The following is a 16084-nucleotide window of genomic DNA, read 5'->3' on the forward strand; positions in this document are numbered from 1 at the left end:
ATTCACAAAAATGCTTTTATATGGTAAAATAAAACAATTACATTTAGTGGAGATGGAGTATGAATATTTTTAGAACCAAGGATGTTAGTCTGAGACAGACAGAGATGCGTCGCCATTTGAAATTGTGGGATTTAATTCTATTGGGAATCGGTGCCATGGTAGGGACGGGGATTTTCACCATTACAGGAACAGCAGCGGCTACTCTAGCTGGTCCCTCACTAGTGATTTCCATTGTGATTTCTGCCTTATGTGTTTCTTTATCAGCTCTCTTTTTTGCAGAATTTGCCTCTCGTGTACCCGCAACTGGGGGTGCTTATAGTTATCTCTATGCGATTTTGGGAGAATTGCCAGCCTGGATTGCTGGCTGGTTGACCATCATGGAATTCATGACAGCTGTTTCAGGTGTGGCGTCTGGCTGGGCAGCTTACTTTAAGGGCTTACTCAGTGATTATGGTATCTCCATGCCCCAAGCCCTAAATGGCACCTTCAACCCTGAACAAGGGACCTATATCGACCTTTTACCTATTTTAGTGCTGACCTTGGTAACAGGATTGGTTTTATTAAATTCCAAGGCAGCCTTACGCTTTAATTCGCTTCTAGTAATCTTGAAATTCTCTGCTCTAGCCTTATTTATCCTAGTTGGTATTTGGTACATCAAACCTGAAAATTGGTCGAATTTTGCTCCTTTTGGCTTTGGCCAGATTTATGGAGGAAGCACTGGGATTATGGCAGGTGCATCTTTGATGTTTTTTGGGTTTCTCGGATTTGAGTCTATTTCCATGGCAGTTGATGAAATCCAAAGCCCGCAAAAAAATATTCCTCGTGGAATTGTACTTTCTCTGACAATCGTCACCATTCTCTATGCCTTGGTAACCTTAGTATTGACAGGGATTGTTCACTACAGTAAGCTCAATGTGGACGATGCAGTAGCATTTTCATTACGGAGTATTGGTATCGGTTGGACAGCCAACTATGTTTCGCTTGTAGCCATTCTAACCCTGATAACGGTATGTATTTCCATGACTTATGCTTTGTCTCGAATGATATATAGCTTAGCACGTGATGGACTTTTACCTCAAAGTTTCAAACAACTAAGCAAGATCAGTCGCGTTCCTAAAAATGCGACCCTCTTAACAGGAGTTGTTTCAGCCCTTGCTGCCGGAGTGTTTCCTCTAGCCAGTATTGCAGCCTTCCTAAATATCTGTACGCTAGCTTACCTCATTTTACTAGCCTACGGAATAATAAAACTCAGAAAAGATAAGGGTATGCCCCAAAAAGGAGAGTTTAAAACTCCTTTGGTGCCACTTTTGCCAATCCTTTCCATCCTTATCTGTGTTTCCTTTATGCTTCAATATAGTCTAGATACCTGGATTGCCTTTGGTATTGCTCTTGTAGTTGGTCTAGTCATCTACTTTACTTATGGTTATCATCATTCAACCCTCACAGAAGAAAAATAAAAGCTGGGAATTCCCAGCTTTTTTAATCTTTCACATAAGTAAATCCTTCACCAAGAATTTCATGAGCCTCAGTGATGGTGATAAAGGCTTGAGGGTCGATTTTGTGAATCATATCTTTCATTTTTACGATTTCGTTTCGACCGACGATACAGTAGATAATTTTTAAATCCTTTTTGCTGTAGTATCCTTGACCAGATATAAAGGTAACGCCACGGCCAAGCTCTTCATTAATCTTATCAGCCAGTTGGTCAGGATATTGAGTAATGATGATAAATCCTTTGCCAGCGTAACCCCCTTCGCCAATAAGGTCGATAACACGAGCGATGATAAAGTCAAACAAGAGGGTATAGGTAACTAGACGAAGATCCTGGAAGATAATCAAAATCAACATTAGGATAAAAAAGTCAATCCCAAAGAGCAATTTCCCAATCGAAATATTGGTGTATTTGTTGAGGATACGGGCAACGATATCAGAACCACCAGTGGTCCCACCAGCATTAAAGATAATTCCTAAACCAACCCCCAGTAAGACTCCTGAGACCAAAGCGACAATGATGAGATCCCCTTGCAAGTCGATGTGCAAAGGAATACGCTCAAAAATTGCTAGCCAAACGGAAAGTGAAATAGATCCTAAAAGACTGGAGTAGAGGGTCTTAGGTCCAAATATTTTCCAAGCTAGGATAAATAAAGGGATATTAATCAAGAGATTCATCAATGAGACAGGGATTTTAAAAAGATAGTAGGTAATCAAGGTGATACCTGTCGCCCCTCCCTCAAATAGATGATAAGGAACAACAAAGTAGGTGAGACCAAAGGCATAGATAGCTGCTCCAAATATAATCGTAATAATCGGTTGAACTTTTCGAATCATAGCTGTTCCTCGCTTTTCTATAGATAGATTATACCAAAAATTCAGTTTTTTTAATTGGATTACTTATGATTTTTTATCATTTTTTTGATATAATAAGAGTGAAAAATCCCAATCCTATTGAGAAGAATAGAAAGATTGAACTTATGACACAAGTAAAAATTGTAACGGACTCTTCTGTTACTATCGAACCAGAAGTAGTTAAAGAATTAAATATCACTATTGTCCCCTTATCAGTTATGATTGATGGCGTACTCTACTCAGATGCTGATTTAAAAGAGGGGGAATTCCTTCATCTCATGCAACAAAGCAAGAATCTCCCTAAAACGAGTCAACCTCCAGTAGGAGTGTTTGCTGAAGTCTTTGAAGAGCTTGGAAAAGATGGCAGTCAGGTTGTTGCTATTCATATGTCTCATGCCTTATCTGGAACGGTTGAGGCTGCTCGCCAAGGCGCAAGTCTCTCAAGCTCTGATGTGACTGTTATTGATAGTTCCTTTACAGATCAGGCTATGAAGTTTCAAGTTGTTGAAGCTGCAAAACTTGCTAAAGAGGGTAAAGATTTAGAAACTATTCTGGCACATATAGAAGAGGTGAAGAATCACACAGAGCTTTATATCGGTGTTTCGACTCTAGAAAACCTAGTGAAAGGTGGGCGTATTGGACGTGTGACGGGACTATTAAGCTCACTATTAAATATTCGTGTAGTGATGCAGATGAAAAACCACGAACTCCAACCAATCGTCAAAGGACGTGGTGCGAAAACTTTCAAAAAATGGCTTGAAGAGTTAATGGTGGCCCTTACTCATAAATCTGTTGCAGAAATTGGAATTTCCTATGCTGGAACGAATGAATGGGCAAATGAGATGAAGAGTTTATTGCAAGCCTATGTTGAGAAACCAATCTCTGTACTGGAAACTGGCTCTATTATTCAAACTCATACTGGAGAGAATGCTTGGGCAATTCTAATCCGCTATAATTCCTAAAAAATAGAGAAAAATGTTTGAAATGGCGCTTTTGACTTGACCTATGGGCAATTTTAGGATATGATTATATTTGTTAATCAGAAATTATTTGGAGGATTTGTTAACATGGCAAACAAACAAGATTTGATCGCTAAAGTGGCAGAAGCTACAGACTTGACTAAGAAAGATTCAGCAGCAGCAGTTGACGCTGTATTTGCAGCAGTAACTGAATACCTTGCAGCTGGTGAAAAAGTTCAATTAATTGGTTTTGGTAACTTTGAAGTTCGTGAACGCGCTGCACGTAAAGGTCGCAACCCACAAACTGGTAAAGAAATCGAAATCGCAGCTTCTAAAGTTCCAGCATTCAAAGCTGGTAAAGCTCTTAAAGACGCTGTTAAATAATGAATTTAGAAAAAGCCTATTGTATCAAGCTTTCTAGCTTGTTCAATAGGCTTTTTTTGTTGCTTTGGGGCATTTTGGGGCAAAGACGAATACTTTTTCAAGATATCTACCACTGTTGATTTCATTTCTTTAGTTATATATGTATAAATTTAGGTGTTGTTCAACTGAGTCTTTGATATGATATATAACTTCTGAGATAAGTAGTCTTTTGAAAAATAGGGTCTAAGCCTTTACAGTAAAAGAAAAAAGGTTCCCATGTTTGGGAACCTTCTTTTAATTAGTTTTTAGAAGCTGCTTGGAATTCAGGGTTTTTCCATGCTTCATCAATGATAGCTTGCAATTCTTTAGCAGATGCTTGCATTTTTTGAGTTTCAGCGTCGTTCAATGGGATGTTTACTGGACGAACGATACCGTGTGCACCAACAACAGCTGGTTGACCGATAAAGACGTTTTTAACACCGTATTGACCTTCTTGGAAGACTGAAAGTGGAAGTACTGCATTTTCGTCATCAAGGATTGCTTTTGTGATACGAGCAAGTGCTACTGCGATACCGTAGTAGGTAGCTCCTTTTTTGTTGATGATTGTGTAGGCAGCGTCACGAACACCTTCGAACAATTCAATCAATTCAGCTTCTTGAACGTTTTGAGTATCTTTAAGGAATTCTTCAAGGTTTACACCAGCGATGTTGGCATGTGACCAAACCGCAAATTCAGAATCTCCGTGTTCACCCATGATGTAGGCGTGAACTGAGCGGGCATCTACATCCAATTTTTCAGCAAGTGCTTGACGGAAACGAGCTGAGTCAAGTGAAGTACCTGAACCGATAACACGTTCTTTAGGGAATCCAGAGAATTTCCAAGTTGAGTAAGTCAAAACGTCAACGGGGTTAGCTGCAACAAGGAAGATACCATCAAAACCTGATTCAACAACTTGTGTTACAATTGATTTGTTGATAGCCAAGTTTTTACCTACAAGGTCAAGACGAGTTTCACCTGGTTTTTGAGGAGCACCTGCAGTGATAACAACAAGATCAGCGTCTGCACAGTCAGAGTATTGAGCAGCGTAGATTTTTTTAGGTGAAGTGAAGGCAAGGGCGTGGCTAAGGTCAAGCGCATCACCAACAGCTTTTTCGTGTAATTGTGGAATTTCGATAATTCCAAGCTCTTGTGCAATTCCTTGGTTAACAAGTGCAAAAGCGTAAGATGAACCTACGGCACCGTCACCAACAAGGATCACTTTTTTGTGTTGTTTAGTTGAAGTCATTATCTAAACATCTCCTTCATTTTTTTTTTAGGGGAATCCCCAGACACTTTCATTCTATCACTTTTAAAAAGCTTTGTCACGAATATTCTATTCGGTTATCGATGTAAACGTTTTAGTGGTTTTCAAAGACTGAAATGAAGGACATTTTATGGTATAATATATCTAATTACTAATAGTGAAATGAGGCATTTATTAATGCAGGATAGAAATTTAGTGAATGTCAATCTGACAAAGGAGATGAAGACCAGCTTTATCGATTACGCTATGAGTGTTATCGTTGCGCGGGCTCTTCCTGATGTTCGAGATGGTTTAAAACCTGTTCACCGTCGGATTCTTTACGGAATGAATGAATTGGGGGTCACTCCAGATAAACCCCATAAAAAGTCAGCCCGTATCACAGGGGATGTTATGGGTAAATACCATCCACACGGAGATTCATCTATTTATGAAGCCATGGTTCGTATGGCTCAGTGGTGGAGCTACCGTTATATGCTTGTCGATGGACATGGAAACTTTGGTTCCATGGACGGGGATGGTGCCGCCGCACAGCGTTACACTGAGGCTCGTATGAGCAAGATTGCTCTTGAAATGCTTCGTGATATCAATAAAAACACAGTTGATTTCGTAGATAACTACGATGCCAATGAACGTGAACCCTTGGTCTTGCCAGCTCGTTTTCCCAACCTCTTGGTCAATGGGGCAACTGGAATTGCCGTAGGGATGGCTACCAATATTCCTCCTCACAACCTCGGTGAAACCATTGATGCTGTGAAGCTAGTCATGGACAATCCAGATGTGACGACTAAGGACTTGATGGAAGTCTTACCTGGTCCAGATTTTCCAACTGGTGCCCTTGTCATGGGGAAATCAGGTATCCATAAGGCTTATGAGACTGGTAAAGGTTCCATTGTCCTCCGTTCTCGAACAGAGATTGAGACGACTAAGACAGGGCGTGAGCGCATCGTGGTAACAGAATTTCCTTATATGGTCAATAAAACCAAGGTACATGAGCATATTGTTCGCTTGGTCCAGGAAAAACGAATTGAGGGAATTACAGCTGTACGTGATGAATCCAACCGTGAAGGGGTTCGTTTCATTATCGAAGTGAAGCGTGATGCTTCTGCAAATGTCATCCTCAATAACCTCTTCAAGATGACGCAGATGCAAACTAACTTTGGTTTCAATATGCTTGCTATTCAAAATGGTGTACCAAAGATTTTGTCTCTTCGTCAAATTTTAGATGCTTATATCGAGCACCAAAAAGAAGTAGTTGTTCGTCGTACCCGTTTTGACAAGGAAAAGGCAGAAGCACGTGCGCACATCTTAGAAGGCCTTTTAATCGCGCTAGACCATATCGACGAAGTGATTCGTATCATCCGTGCTAGTGAAACGGATGCGGAAGCGCAAGCTGAGTTGATGAGCAAGTTCAAGCTTTCTGAACGCCAAAGTCAGGCTATCCTTGATATGCGTCTTCGCCGCTTGACAGGATTGGAACGCGATAAGATTCAGTATGAATATGATGAATTGATTGCCTTGATTGCAGACCTAACCGATATTCTTGCTAAACCAGAACGCGTGGCACAAATCATAAAAGATGAATTGGATGAAGTAAAACGTAAATTTGGTGACAAACGTCGTACCGAGTTAATGGTTGGAGAAGTCTTAACTCTTGAAGACGAAGATTTGATTGAGGAGTCGGATGTCTTAATCACTCTTTCTAATAAGGGCTACATCAAACGTTTGGACCAAGGCGAATTCACTGCTCAAAAACGTGGTGGTCGTGGAGTCCAAGGTACGGGAGTTAAGGATGATGACTTTGTGCGTGAGTTAGTTTCAACCAGCACCCATGATCATTTGCTCTTCTTTACCAATAAAGGTCGTGTATACCGACTAAAAGGTTATGAAATTCCTGAATACGGTCGCACAGCCAAGGGATTGCCGGTTGTCAATCTTTTGAAGCTGGATGAAGGGGAGAGCATACAGACCATCATTAATGTTAAATCTGAACGTAGTGATGACGCCTATCTCTTCTTCACAACCCGTCACGGTATCGTGAAACGAACCAGTGTTAAAGAATTTGCTAATATCCGTCAAAATGGACTTAAAGCTTTGAATCTCAAGGATGAAGATGAACTGATTAATGTCTTGCTGACAGAAGAAGATACAGATATCATCATTGGTACTAAGTTTGGTTATGCCGTTCGCTTTAATCAATCAGCCGTTCGTGGTATGAGCCGTATCGCGACAGGTGTCCGAGGTGTTAACCTCCGTGATGGAGACACTGTAGTTGGTGCTAGTGTCATCACTGACCAGGACGAGGTCCTTATTATCACTGAAAAAGGTTATGGTAAACGTACTCTTGCAACTGAATATCCAACAAAAGGTCGTGGTGGTAAAGGGATGAAGACAGCCAATGTTGCTGAGAAGAATGGCCCTCTTGCAGGTCTCCTCACTGTTAAAGGTGATGAAGACCTGATGATTATCACGGATACAGGTGTCATGATTCGAACAAACGTTGCCAATATTTCACAAACGGGACGCTCAACTATGGGAGTTAAGGTGATGCGTCTAGACCAGGATGCCAAGATTGTGACCTTTACAACGGTTGATGCGGTAGAAAAAGAAGAAGTTGGGACTGAAAACGAAACAGAAGGTAAAGCATAATGTCTCATAAAAAAACGAAAAGTAAGAAGAATAAGCGTAGGAATCTATTTCTCAATATTTTAGCGGTTTTCTTAATTCTTTTATCCTTAGCTTTGATTTTTAATTCAAAGATTCGAGATCTCTTTATGGTGTGGAACACCAATAAATACCAAGTCAATCAGGTTACTAAAGAAAATATAGATGAAAATCTCAAAACAGAAGGAAATTTTGATTTTGATTCGGTTAAATCGATTTCATCTGAAGCAGTTCTAGCCGCTCAGTGGGACGCTCAGAAGCTTCCTGTTATTGGAGGAATTGCTATTCCCGAAGTGGAGATTAACTTGCCGATTTTCAAAGGGTTGGATAATGTAAACTTGTTCTACGGAGCAGGAACCATGAAACCAGACCAAAAAATGGGAGAGGGCAACTATTCTCTAGCGAGTCACCATATCTTTACTGCTGAAAATGCCAGTCAAATGCTCTTCTCACCTTTAGTTAACGCTAAAGCGGGTATGAAAATTTACCTGACCGATAAGGATAAGGTTTATACTTATGAGATTACGGAAGTTAAACACGTTACTCCGGATCGAGTAGATGAAATCGAAGATCGTGATGGCGTAAAGGAGATTACTTTGGTTACCTGTGTTGATTATAATGCGACTGAGCGTATAATTGTTAAGGGGATTTTTAAAGAATCAAAGGCTTATTCAGAGACTTCTGAGGATATTTTGAAGGCCTTTAATCAACCGTATAAACAACGTTATTAACCTCAAAAACCAGTGAATTGTATTTTTCACTGGTTTTTGTCAAATAGAACCGTCGGTCAAAGGAGAATAATACATGTTCGAATATTTTTGGATTGGAATGAAAATGATGTGGGAAAGTCCTGTCTTTAGTTTTGCCTTTTACTTATTAACCTCTATTCTTTTACTAATCTTTTGGCGACGTTTTATAATTGTCCGTCGTAGTGGTGGTGATTTTTTTGCCCCGTTTCACATTGCCAATGGGAGACTTTATATTCACAATGCTTTTGTATTTGTGAAGAGAATCATCCCTCTGAATGACATCAAAATGATTGAAGTCAAATATATTCGAAGTGTCAAATTGAATGGGGCAAGGTATCATTTGTGTATCGAAAGAAAAGATGGAAAAGCTGTCAGTTTTTTCTTCGGACAATCAAAACAGAATGATCTCCTTGTGAAGAATCTAAAGAATGAAACTAAAAACTACCATATTAGAATTGTAATAGATGGATAAGTGTTTAGCTTAAGAAAGGAATGATCATGAATAAGCTACAAGAAGTCAGAGAAAATGAACAGTTAAGGACCTTACTGATGACTGAATGTGATATTTATTTTTATGACAAGATAAGTGAAGCCCAGTTTTCAGGGAACAATGAGGAGTACTCTCTTGCCTGTAAGGCATTTGCTCAAGACGGTAGTGGGGGAGAATATGTTTTTCTTGAAGATAACAGCATAGGCTTTATCGGAAGTGAGGGCCAAGTGGGCAGAGTAGCAGAAAGTCTGGATGACTTACTGACATTCCTACTTCACGCAGGTTGTATTTCGGATTTTAGCTGTCGGTATCTTTATCAGAACACAGACTTATTGAAAGCCTTTTGTAGGGGCTATGTGTCTAAAATTCGAGAAAGTTATCAGGTTAAGCAGGAGAATTGGGATCAAGTACGAAGAAATATGGCGCAAAATCTATCACTTGATTTCAATCCTGAAAAACTAGAAGAAGTAGCTATGACATTTTACCGAGCGGCAACAAGGGAGCCTATCTTTTCCTGTAAATATATCAATGGGGAAGAAGAGTATACCTGCGATTCAGTCTTGTCGGACATTGTAGGAATGTGGACGACAGAACTTGTAGGAATGAGTAGAGAAGAAATCGAAAGCTATAAAACTTGATAATGTATGATGCTTGTAAGATGATCATTCAACTTTAATGGTATCTTTTCAATGTGAAAGGAAATTGGTCAGTAGGTTGAAAGATTTATCGTAAGAAACCGAAGAATGCTTGGCATAAGAGAGGATAGATAATGGGTGAGTTAAGAGAAAAGTCTTTAGTTAGGCTCAAAGAAGACATAACAAGTAGTTTTCCATTTGACAAGGATCTTCCTATGATATTCTTGGGAGAAATTGCCAATATGGCTGGACACTGAATCTTCATAGGAAAATCGGGGGAAGTGTTATTTTGGACATCATATTTCACATTTTAGAGAACTAAGTGAAGATGAGATATAGGACTTTCGCAGTAGGAAAAATAGATGAGGAGTTGACAATGAATAATCAGATTGACTTGGTACTTCCAAACCTATATGCAGAATTCTTGAGTAAAATCGACAAAGCAGGAGAGTTGATAATAGAGAATACAGGTATCATCTTATACTCGAAGCTAGATTTGCTAGAAAGAAACTCCACCCACCAAATAGAAGAGTGGGAACCTGATTTTTTCCTGATTGGGCAAGATGGGGATGTCGCTTTTTTATAAAGAAAGATTCTGACGACACGATTTATATGAATGATTTGGGGGCATTAGGTTCACTGGAAATGAAACCCATATCTTTGAATATTTTCGAGTTTGTGAAACAAGCGAGTGAACATTATGATGATATCTTCTAATCATTGCAAGTGTTGTTATTTTATCGTACGCGTGTGTGGAAGACATTTTTATGAAATCATTTGAACATTTTGATTAATGTTAATAAATTTTTAGTAAATGATAATGATTTGGAGAGTGAACAATGAATTTTGATAAGAGTTTACAGCAATACACTTATGAGCATGAGGGAGTGACCTTTGTTTGGGACGAAGAGCCTGATTGTGACTTTATAGATAAAGTTGAACTGTTATCAAAAAATTATCAGGAAAATCTCAATAGAATTATCAACTTCATGCTAGCTGATCTTAAGGAAATGTATGGAGAAGTCAGCGAGGAAGATGTGAAGAACAAGCTGGGGAAACCTATCATTGACTACAATCAAGGAACAGTTAGTTATTGTGAGCAAACCTTCGATGACTGGCACCTATTTGAGTTTGAATTTTTGGATGATCAATTTGAAACATTGAAATGTTTTTCTGTTAATGGGTAAAGGAGAGATTTATGGAATTCCCCAATGCATTGATTTTCTTTGTAGAAAACGTATACAAGAAAGGCTTTTCAAAATGCGAGCTTTATGTTATAATATTCACAAATAAAAGTTTTAGGAGTTTTTTATGGTCTCTTCAGAATTTATCTCAAAGATTGAATTTGCTTGCAAGAAGAAGGAAAGTCTTTATAGTCAAAGTAAATTTAAGTATGCGATTCGTTCTATGTTTGCAGGTGCCTTTCTAACATTTAGTACAGCTGCGGGTGCAGTCGGGGCTGACTTGATTAATAAAATAGCGTCTGGTAGTGGACGTTTCCTATTTCCATTCGTTTTTGCTTGGGGATTGGCCTACATTGTTTTCTTGAATGCTGAGTTGGTAACTTCAAATATGATGTTTTTGACAGCGGGTAGTTTTTTGAAGAAAATTTCTTGGAGAAAAACGGCTGAGATTTTACTTTACTGTACCTTATTCAACCTTATCGGAGCTTTGATAGCAGGTTGGGGCTTTGCCCATTCAGCGGCCTATGCAAATCTGACACATGATAGCTTCATTTCAGGAGTTGTAGAGATGAAGTTAGGTCGTTCCAATGAGTTAGTCTTACTTGAAGGTATTTTAGCCAATATCTTTGTAAACATTGCCATTCTTTCATTTGTTTTGGTGAAAGACGGTGGCGCCAAACTTTGGCTTGTCTTATCAGCAATTTACATGTTTGTATTCTTAACAAACGAACACATTGCTGCGAACTTTGCTTCTTTTGCGATTGTTAAGTTCAGTGTTGCAGCAGATTCAATTGCTAACTTTGACATACCTAATATTCTTCGTCACTGGGGTGTAACCTTTGTCGGAAACTTTATCGGTGGGGGTCTCTTGATGGGCTTACCTTACGCCTTCCTCAATAAAAACGAAGATACCTATGTCGATTAAAGAAATGAGCACGAGTTAATCGTGCTTTTTTGTTTGATGTGTAGGACTAGTCATAGTTGTTCCTTATATCAAAATATAGAAAAACGGTATTGGAAAAGACTAGCTCAAGATGATACAATATCCCTAATGAAGCTATTTGGAGGTCGTCTTATGACTCGTGATTTTAAATTTGAAACCCTACAATTGCATGCTGGGCAAGTAGTTGATCCAGCGACCAAGTCTCGTGCAGTACCGATTTATCAAACAACATCCTTCGTTTTTGATGATACGCAGGAAGGTGCGGATTTGTTTGCCTTGAGAAAACCAGGCAATATCTATACCCGTATCACAAATCCTACAACAGCAGCCTTTGAGGAAAGAATCGCTGCTCTTGAAGGTGGTGTTGGAGCACTAGCGACAGCATCAGGTATGGCTGCTGTAACCTACACTATTTTGGCGCTTGCTCACGCAGGTGACCATGTGGTGGCTGCGTCAACTATTTACGGTGGGACCTTCAACCTCTTGAAGGAAACCCTTCCTCGTTATGGGATCACAACGACCTTTGTGGATGTGGATAATTTGGAAGAAGTGGAAGCAGCTATCGGTGACAATACAAAGCTTGTCTTGATTGAAACCTTGGGGAATCCCTTGATTAACATTCCTGACTTGGAAAAATTGGCTGAGATTGCTCATAAGCACCAAATTCCACTTGTTTCTGACAATACTTTTGCAACACCTTACTTGATCAATGTATTTTCTCACGGTGTTGATATTGCTGTTCACTCAGCGACTAAGTTTATTGGTGGTCATGGTACGACTATTGGTGGTGTTATCGTGGATAGCGGTCGTTTTGACTGGGAAGCTTCAGGAAAATTCCCTCAATTTGTTGAGGAAGATCCTAGCTACCACAACTTGAGCTATACTCGTGATGTTGGGGCGGCAGCTTTTATTATCGCTGCTCGTGTCCAATTGCTTCGTGATACTGGTGCAGCCTTGTCACCATTTAATGCTTTCCTATTACTCCAAGGACTCGAAACGCTTTCGCTTCGTGTAGAACGCCATACTCAAAATACAGAGAAAATCGTTGATTTCCTTGTCAACCATCCTAAGGTTGAGAAAGTAAATTATCCAAAACTAGCTGACAGTCCTTACCATGACTTGGCTGAGAAATATTTGCCAAAAGGTGTGGGTTCAATCTTTACCTTCCATGTCAAAGGTGGCGAGACAGAAGCCCGCAAGGTAATTGATAATCTGGAAATCTTCTCTGACCTAGCAAACGTTGCAGATGCCAAGTCCCTTGTGGTCCATCCAGCGACAACTACTCACGGTCAATTGTCAGAAAAAGATCTAGAAGCAGCAGGTGTCACACCAAACCAAATCCGCCTGTCTATCGGTCTTGAAAATGTAGATGATTTGATTGAAGACTTACGCTTGGCCTTAGAAAAAGTATAAAGTTAGACAGATAAACAGTGGGTTTCGACTCGCTGTTTTTGATTTTCCATTAAGCATGATATAATGGTTACAGAAGTCTAGAAAGAGGAAAGATATGAACGAAATCAAGTGTCCCAACTGTGGGGAAGTCTTTACAGTAAATGAGAGTCAGTATGCTGAACTCTTGTCCCAAGTAAGAACGGCAGAGTTTGATAAGGAACTACACGATCGCATGAAGCAGGAACTAGCCCTAGCTGAGCAAAAGGCTATGAATGAGCAACAGTCTAAACTAGCTCAAAAAGACCAAGAAATTGCGCAATTGCAGAGTCAAATCCAAAACTTTGATACTGAGAAAGAACTGGAAAAGAAAGAGCTTGAACAAACAAATCATCAGGCTTTATTGGCAAAGGACAAGGAAGTACAGGCCTTGGAAAACCAATTGGCTACCTTGCGTTTAGAGCATGAGAACCAGCTACAGAAAACTCTTTCTGACCTAGAAAAAGAACGGGATCAGGTCAAAAATCAGCTTCTTTTGCAAGAAAAGGAAAATGAGTTATCTCTAGCTTCCCTCAAGCAAAATTACGAAGCACAGCTCAAGGCGGCCAGTGAGCAGGTTGAATTTTACAAGAATTTCAAAGCTCAACAATCCACAAAAGCTATCGGTGAAAGTTTGGAACAGTATGCAGAGAGTGAGTTTAACAAGGTCCGCAGTTTTGCCTTTCCAAATGCCTACTTTGAGAAGGATAATAAGGTTTCTGCGCGTGGGTCTAAAGGCGACTTTATCTTCCGTGACTTTGATGAAAATGGGCTAGAATTTATTTCCATCATGTTTGAGATGAAAAATGAAGCCGACGGAACAGAGAAGAAACATAAGAATGCAGATTTTTACAAGGAATTGGACAAGGACCGTCAGGAGAAAAACTGTGAATATGCTGTTTTGGTGACCATGCTTGAGGCCGATAATGACTACTTTAACACGGGTATCGTGGATGTCAGTCACGAGTATGAAAAGATGTATGTCGTTCGACCCCAGTTCTTCATCCAGTTGATTGGTCTCTTACGAAATGCGGCTCTTAATTCTCTAAAATACAAGCAGGAGTTAGCACTTATCCGTGAGCAAAATATCGACATTACCCATTTTGAGGAAGACTTGGATGCCTTTAAACAGGCCTTTGCCAAGAACTACAACTCAGCTTCGACTAACTTTGGTAAAGCCATAGATGAAATCGATAAGGCCATCAAACGGATGGAAGAGGTTAAGAAGTTCCTGACCACATCCGAAAACCAACTCCGCTTAGCTAACAATAAGCTGGAAGATGTTTCCGTTAAAAAATTGACTCGGAAGAATCCAACAATGAAAGCAAAGTTTGAAGCGCTGAAGGGGGAGTGAGGAAGCAACACATGAACGGTATTATCAACTTAAAGAAAGAAGCAGGCATGACTTCGCATGATGCGGTTTTTAAGCTGCGTAAGATTTTGCGAACCAAAAAGATTGGTCATGGTGGGACCTTGGATCCGGATGTGGTGGGTGTTTTGCCGATTGCGGTTGGCAAGGCGACTCGCATGGTCGAATTTATGCAGGATGAGGGCAAGGTCTATGAGGGGGAAATCACCCTAGGCTATTCAACAACGACCGAGGATGCTAGTGGAGAAGTGGTCGCAGAGACACCTGTTTTGTCGCCCTTGGATGAAACCATTGTCGATGAAGCGATTGCCAGTCTGACTGGGCCTATTACTCAGATTCCGCCTATGTACTCGGCTGTCAAGGTCAATGGTCGCAAGCTCTATGAGTATGCGCGTGCAGGTCAGGAAGTGGAGCGTCCAGAACGTCAGGTAACCATTTATCATTTTGAGCGGACCAGTCCCATCTCTTATGAAAACAATCTTGCACGCTTTACTTTTCGTGTAAAATGCAGTAAGGGAACCTATATCCGTACCTTGTCTGTTGACTTGGGAGAGAAGCTTGGTTATGTGGCTCATATTTCGCATCTGACTCGAACCAGTGCTGCAGGTTTACAACTGGAAGATGCTCTTACCTTGGAAGAAATTGCTGAAAAAGTGGAGGCTGGTCAACTGGACTTTCTTCATCCTCTAGAGATTGGAATAGGTGACCTTGCCACAGTTTTCCTAACTCCAGAACAAGCTACAGAAGTGCGCTTTGGTCGTTTTATCGAGCTAGATCAAACAGACCAAGAACTGGCTGCCTTTGAGGGAGATAAATTACTAGCCATTCTAGAAAAACGAGGCAATCTCTATAAGCCAAGGAAGGTTTTTAGCTAGTTTAACTGGGGTGTATGGATTGGAAATGTTTCACCCCATACTATCCAAATCAGACTATAAATTTTGCAAAAAATGTGATAGAATAGACGACGGATAAAAAAACGGAGGATAGCATGCAAAATAGACCAATCATTATCGGAGTGACAGGTGGTTCTGGTGGTGGTAAGACCAGTGTTTCAAGAGCCATTTTATCGCATTTTCCTGATGAAAAGATTTCCATGATTGAGCATGATTCTTACTACAAGGATCAGTCTCACTTGACCTTTGAAGAGCGTGTCAAAACTAACTATGACCATCCTTTTGCCTTTGATACAGATTTGATGATCGAGCAGATTAAAGAATTGTTGGCAGGACGTCCGGTGGACATTCCAACTTATGACTATACAGAGCATACGCGGAGTAGAAAGACCTATCGTCAGGAGCCTCAGGATGTCTTTATCGTTGAGGGGATTCTGGTCTTGGAGGACAAGCGCCTGCGCGATTTGATGGATATCAAGATTTTTGTGGATACAGATGATGATGTGCGTATTATTCGTCGGATCAAGCGTGATATGGAAGAGCGTGGCCGTAGTCTGGATAGCGTGATTGACCAATATCTAGGTGTGGTAAAACCTATGTACCACCAGTTCATTGAGCCGACCAAGCGTTATGCCGATATCGTCATTCCTGAGGGAGTCAGCAATACCGTTGCTATCGACCTTTTGACCACTAAGATTGCAAAGATTTTGGAAGAAGCGCGAAACAGCAAATAATCAGATGAGGAGGCCTAGCCTCCTTTT

The 16084-nt window shown here is 40.3% G+C and carries 15 protein-coding genes and 1 pseudogene; 14 read left to right on the plus strand and 2 right to left on the minus strand.

What is annotated here, in order from left to right:
- Positions 1-59 precede the first annotated feature (59 nt).
- Positions 60-1457 carry an APC family permease gene (locus ACIY14_RS00675; protein WP_409001176.1) on the plus strand — a complete coding sequence of 466 codons (1398 nt, stop codon included), beginning with the start codon at positions 60-62 and terminating at the stop codon, positions 1455-1457.
- A gap of 22 nt (positions 1458-1479) precedes the next feature.
- On the opposite strand, the gene ACIY14_RS00680 is transcribed toward ACIY14_RS00675, so the two are convergent.
- On the minus strand, positions 1480-2328 hold the full coding sequence (locus ACIY14_RS00680; protein ID WP_000619961.1) for a YitT family protein: 849 nt from the start codon (positions 2326-2328) through the stop codon (positions 1480-1482).
- Positions 2329-2471: 143 nt separating this feature from the next.
- On the opposite strand from ACIY14_RS00680, the gene ACIY14_RS00685 reads away from it, so the two are divergent.
- Together ACIY14_RS00685 and ACIY14_RS00690 are read left to right on the plus strand one after the other, a co-directional pair.
- On the plus strand, positions 2472-3308 hold the full coding sequence (locus ACIY14_RS00685; RefSeq protein WP_409001177.1) for a DegV family protein: 837 nt from the start codon (positions 2472-2474) through the stop codon (positions 3306-3308).
- A gap of 105 nt (positions 3309-3413) precedes the next feature.
- The gene (locus tag ACIY14_RS00690; RefSeq protein WP_001284630.1) at positions 3414-3689 is read left to right on the plus strand and encodes an HU family DNA-binding protein; all 276 of its coding nucleotides are present in this window, start codon (positions 3414-3416) and stop codon (positions 3687-3689) included.
- Positions 3690-3966: 277 nt separating this feature from the next.
- On the opposite strand, the gene ACIY14_RS00695 is transcribed toward ACIY14_RS00690, so the two are convergent.
- Positions 3967-4953, minus strand: a complete 987-nt coding sequence (locus ACIY14_RS00695) for an L-lactate dehydrogenase (RefSeq protein WP_000204722.1) — start codon at positions 4951-4953, stop codon at positions 3967-3969.
- Positions 4954-5148: 195 nt separating this feature from the next.
- On the opposite strand from ACIY14_RS00695, the gene gyrA reads away from it, so the two are divergent.
- The 11 genes and pseudogenes from gyrA (at position 5149) to udk (ending at position 16057) form a co-directional block, all read left to right on the plus strand.
- On the plus strand, positions 5149-7617 hold the full coding sequence (gene gyrA, locus ACIY14_RS00700; protein WP_409001178.1) for a DNA gyrase subunit A: 2469 nt from the start codon (positions 5149-5151) through the stop codon (positions 7615-7617).
- Positions 7617-8363: a class A sortase gene (locus tag ACIY14_RS00705; protein WP_061598288.1), complete on the plus strand. Its 747-nt coding sequence runs from the start codon at positions 7617-7619 to the stop codon at positions 8361-8363. The genes gyrA and ACIY14_RS00705 overlap by 1 nt, the downstream gene beginning before the upstream one ends.
- Positions 8364-8436: 73 nt before the next feature.
- Positions 8437-8853 carry a hypothetical protein gene (locus tag ACIY14_RS00710; protein WP_409001179.1) on the plus strand — a complete coding sequence of 139 codons (417 nt, stop codon included), beginning with the start codon at positions 8437-8439 and terminating at the stop codon, positions 8851-8853.
- A gap of 26 nt (positions 8854-8879) precedes the next feature.
- Entirely contained in the window at positions 8880-9509 is a 630-nt protein-coding gene (locus tag ACIY14_RS00715) for a hypothetical protein (RefSeq protein ID WP_409001180.1), read from the plus strand.
- 373 nt (positions 9510-9882) lie between these two features.
- Positions 9883-10223 (plus strand): annotated as a pseudogene (locus ACIY14_RS00720) (hypothetical protein).
- 122 nt (positions 10224-10345) lie between these two features.
- Positions 10346-10693 (plus strand): hypothetical protein, encoded by a 348-nt coding sequence (locus tag ACIY14_RS00725; RefSeq protein ID WP_409001181.1) that lies wholly within the window; start codon positions 10346-10348, stop codon positions 10691-10693.
- 124 nt (positions 10694-10817) lie between these two features.
- Complete coding sequence (locus ACIY14_RS00730; protein ID WP_409001182.1) at positions 10818-11615, plus strand: formate/nitrite transporter family protein; 798 nt, start codon at positions 10818-10820, stop codon at positions 11613-11615.
- A gap of 150 nt (positions 11616-11765) precedes the next feature.
- Positions 11766-13046, plus strand: a complete 1281-nt coding sequence (locus ACIY14_RS00735) for an O-acetylhomoserine aminocarboxypropyltransferase/cysteine synthase family protein (RefSeq protein WP_409001284.1) — start codon at positions 11766-11768, stop codon at positions 13044-13046.
- Between the two features lie 94 nt (positions 13047-13140).
- Positions 13141-14415 carry a DUF2130 domain-containing protein gene (locus tag ACIY14_RS00740; RefSeq protein ID WP_409001183.1) on the plus strand — a complete coding sequence of 425 codons (1275 nt, stop codon included), beginning with the start codon at positions 13141-13143 and terminating at the stop codon, positions 14413-14415.
- 11 nt (positions 14416-14426) lie between these two features.
- Positions 14427-15305 carry a tRNA pseudouridine(55) synthase TruB gene (gene truB, locus ACIY14_RS00745; protein ID WP_409001184.1) on the plus strand — a complete coding sequence of 293 codons (879 nt, stop codon included), beginning with the start codon at positions 14427-14429 and terminating at the stop codon, positions 15303-15305.
- Between the two features lie 113 nt (positions 15306-15418).
- Positions 15419-16057, plus strand: coding sequence for a uridine kinase (gene udk, locus ACIY14_RS00750; protein ID WP_084857591.1), 639 nt, complete (start codon positions 15419-15421; stop codon positions 16055-16057).
- The last annotated feature ends 27 nt before the right edge of the window (positions 16058-16084 follow it).

It is taken from the genome of Streptococcus sp. ST16 (genome assembly GCF_046098135.1).
GTDB lineage: Bacteria > Bacillota > Bacilli > Lactobacillales > Streptococcaceae > Streptococcus.

Excerpts from the sequence above, each read along its gene's own strand:
- udk (WP_084857591.1), top strand. The coding sequence starts at position 15,419 with ATGCAAAATAGACCAATCATTATCGGAGTGACAGGTGGTTCTGGTGGT.
- ACIY14_RS00705 (WP_061598288.1), top strand. The coding sequence starts at position 7,617 with ATGTCTCATAAAAAAACGAAAAGTAAGAAGAATAAGCGTAGGAATCTA.
- ACIY14_RS00680 (WP_000619961.1), bottom strand. The coding sequence starts at position 2,328 with ATGATTCGAAAAGTTCAACCGATTATTACGATTATATTTGGAGCAGCT.
- ACIY14_RS00735 (WP_409001284.1), top strand. The coding sequence starts at position 11,766 with ATGACTCGTGATTTTAAATTTGAAACCCTACAATTGCATGCTGGGCAA.
- ACIY14_RS00715 (WP_409001180.1), top strand. The coding sequence starts at position 8,880 with ATGAATAAGCTACAAGAAGTCAGAGAAAATGAACAGTTAAGGACCTTA.
- truB (WP_409001184.1), top strand. The coding sequence starts at position 14,427 with ATGAACGGTATTATCAACTTAAAGAAAGAAGCAGGCATGACTTCGCAT.
- ACIY14_RS00710 (WP_409001179.1), top strand. The coding sequence starts at position 8,437 with ATGTTCGAATATTTTTGGATTGGAATGAAAATGATGTGGGAAAGTCCT.
- ACIY14_RS00675 (WP_409001176.1), top strand. The coding sequence starts at position 60 with ATGAATATTTTTAGAACCAAGGATGTTAGTCTGAGACAGACAGAGATG.
- gyrA (WP_409001178.1), top strand. The coding sequence starts at position 5,149 with ATGCAGGATAGAAATTTAGTGAATGTCAATCTGACAAAGGAGATGAAG.
- ACIY14_RS00690 (WP_001284630.1), top strand. The coding sequence starts at position 3,414 with ATGGCAAACAAACAAGATTTGATCGCTAAAGTGGCAGAAGCTACAGAC.
- ACIY14_RS00685 (WP_409001177.1), top strand. The coding sequence starts at position 2,472 with ATGACACAAGTAAAAATTGTAACGGACTCTTCTGTTACTATCGAACCA.
- ACIY14_RS00725 (WP_409001181.1), top strand. The coding sequence starts at position 10,346 with ATGAATTTTGATAAGAGTTTACAGCAATACACTTATGAGCATGAGGGA.
- ACIY14_RS00730 (WP_409001182.1), top strand. The coding sequence starts at position 10,818 with ATGGTCTCTTCAGAATTTATCTCAAAGATTGAATTTGCTTGCAAGAAG.
- ACIY14_RS00740 (WP_409001183.1), top strand. The coding sequence starts at position 13,141 with ATGAACGAAATCAAGTGTCCCAACTGTGGGGAAGTCTTTACAGTAAAT.
- ACIY14_RS00695 (WP_000204722.1), bottom strand. The coding sequence starts at position 4,953 with ATGACTTCAACTAAACAACACAAAAAAGTGATCCTTGTTGGTGACGGT.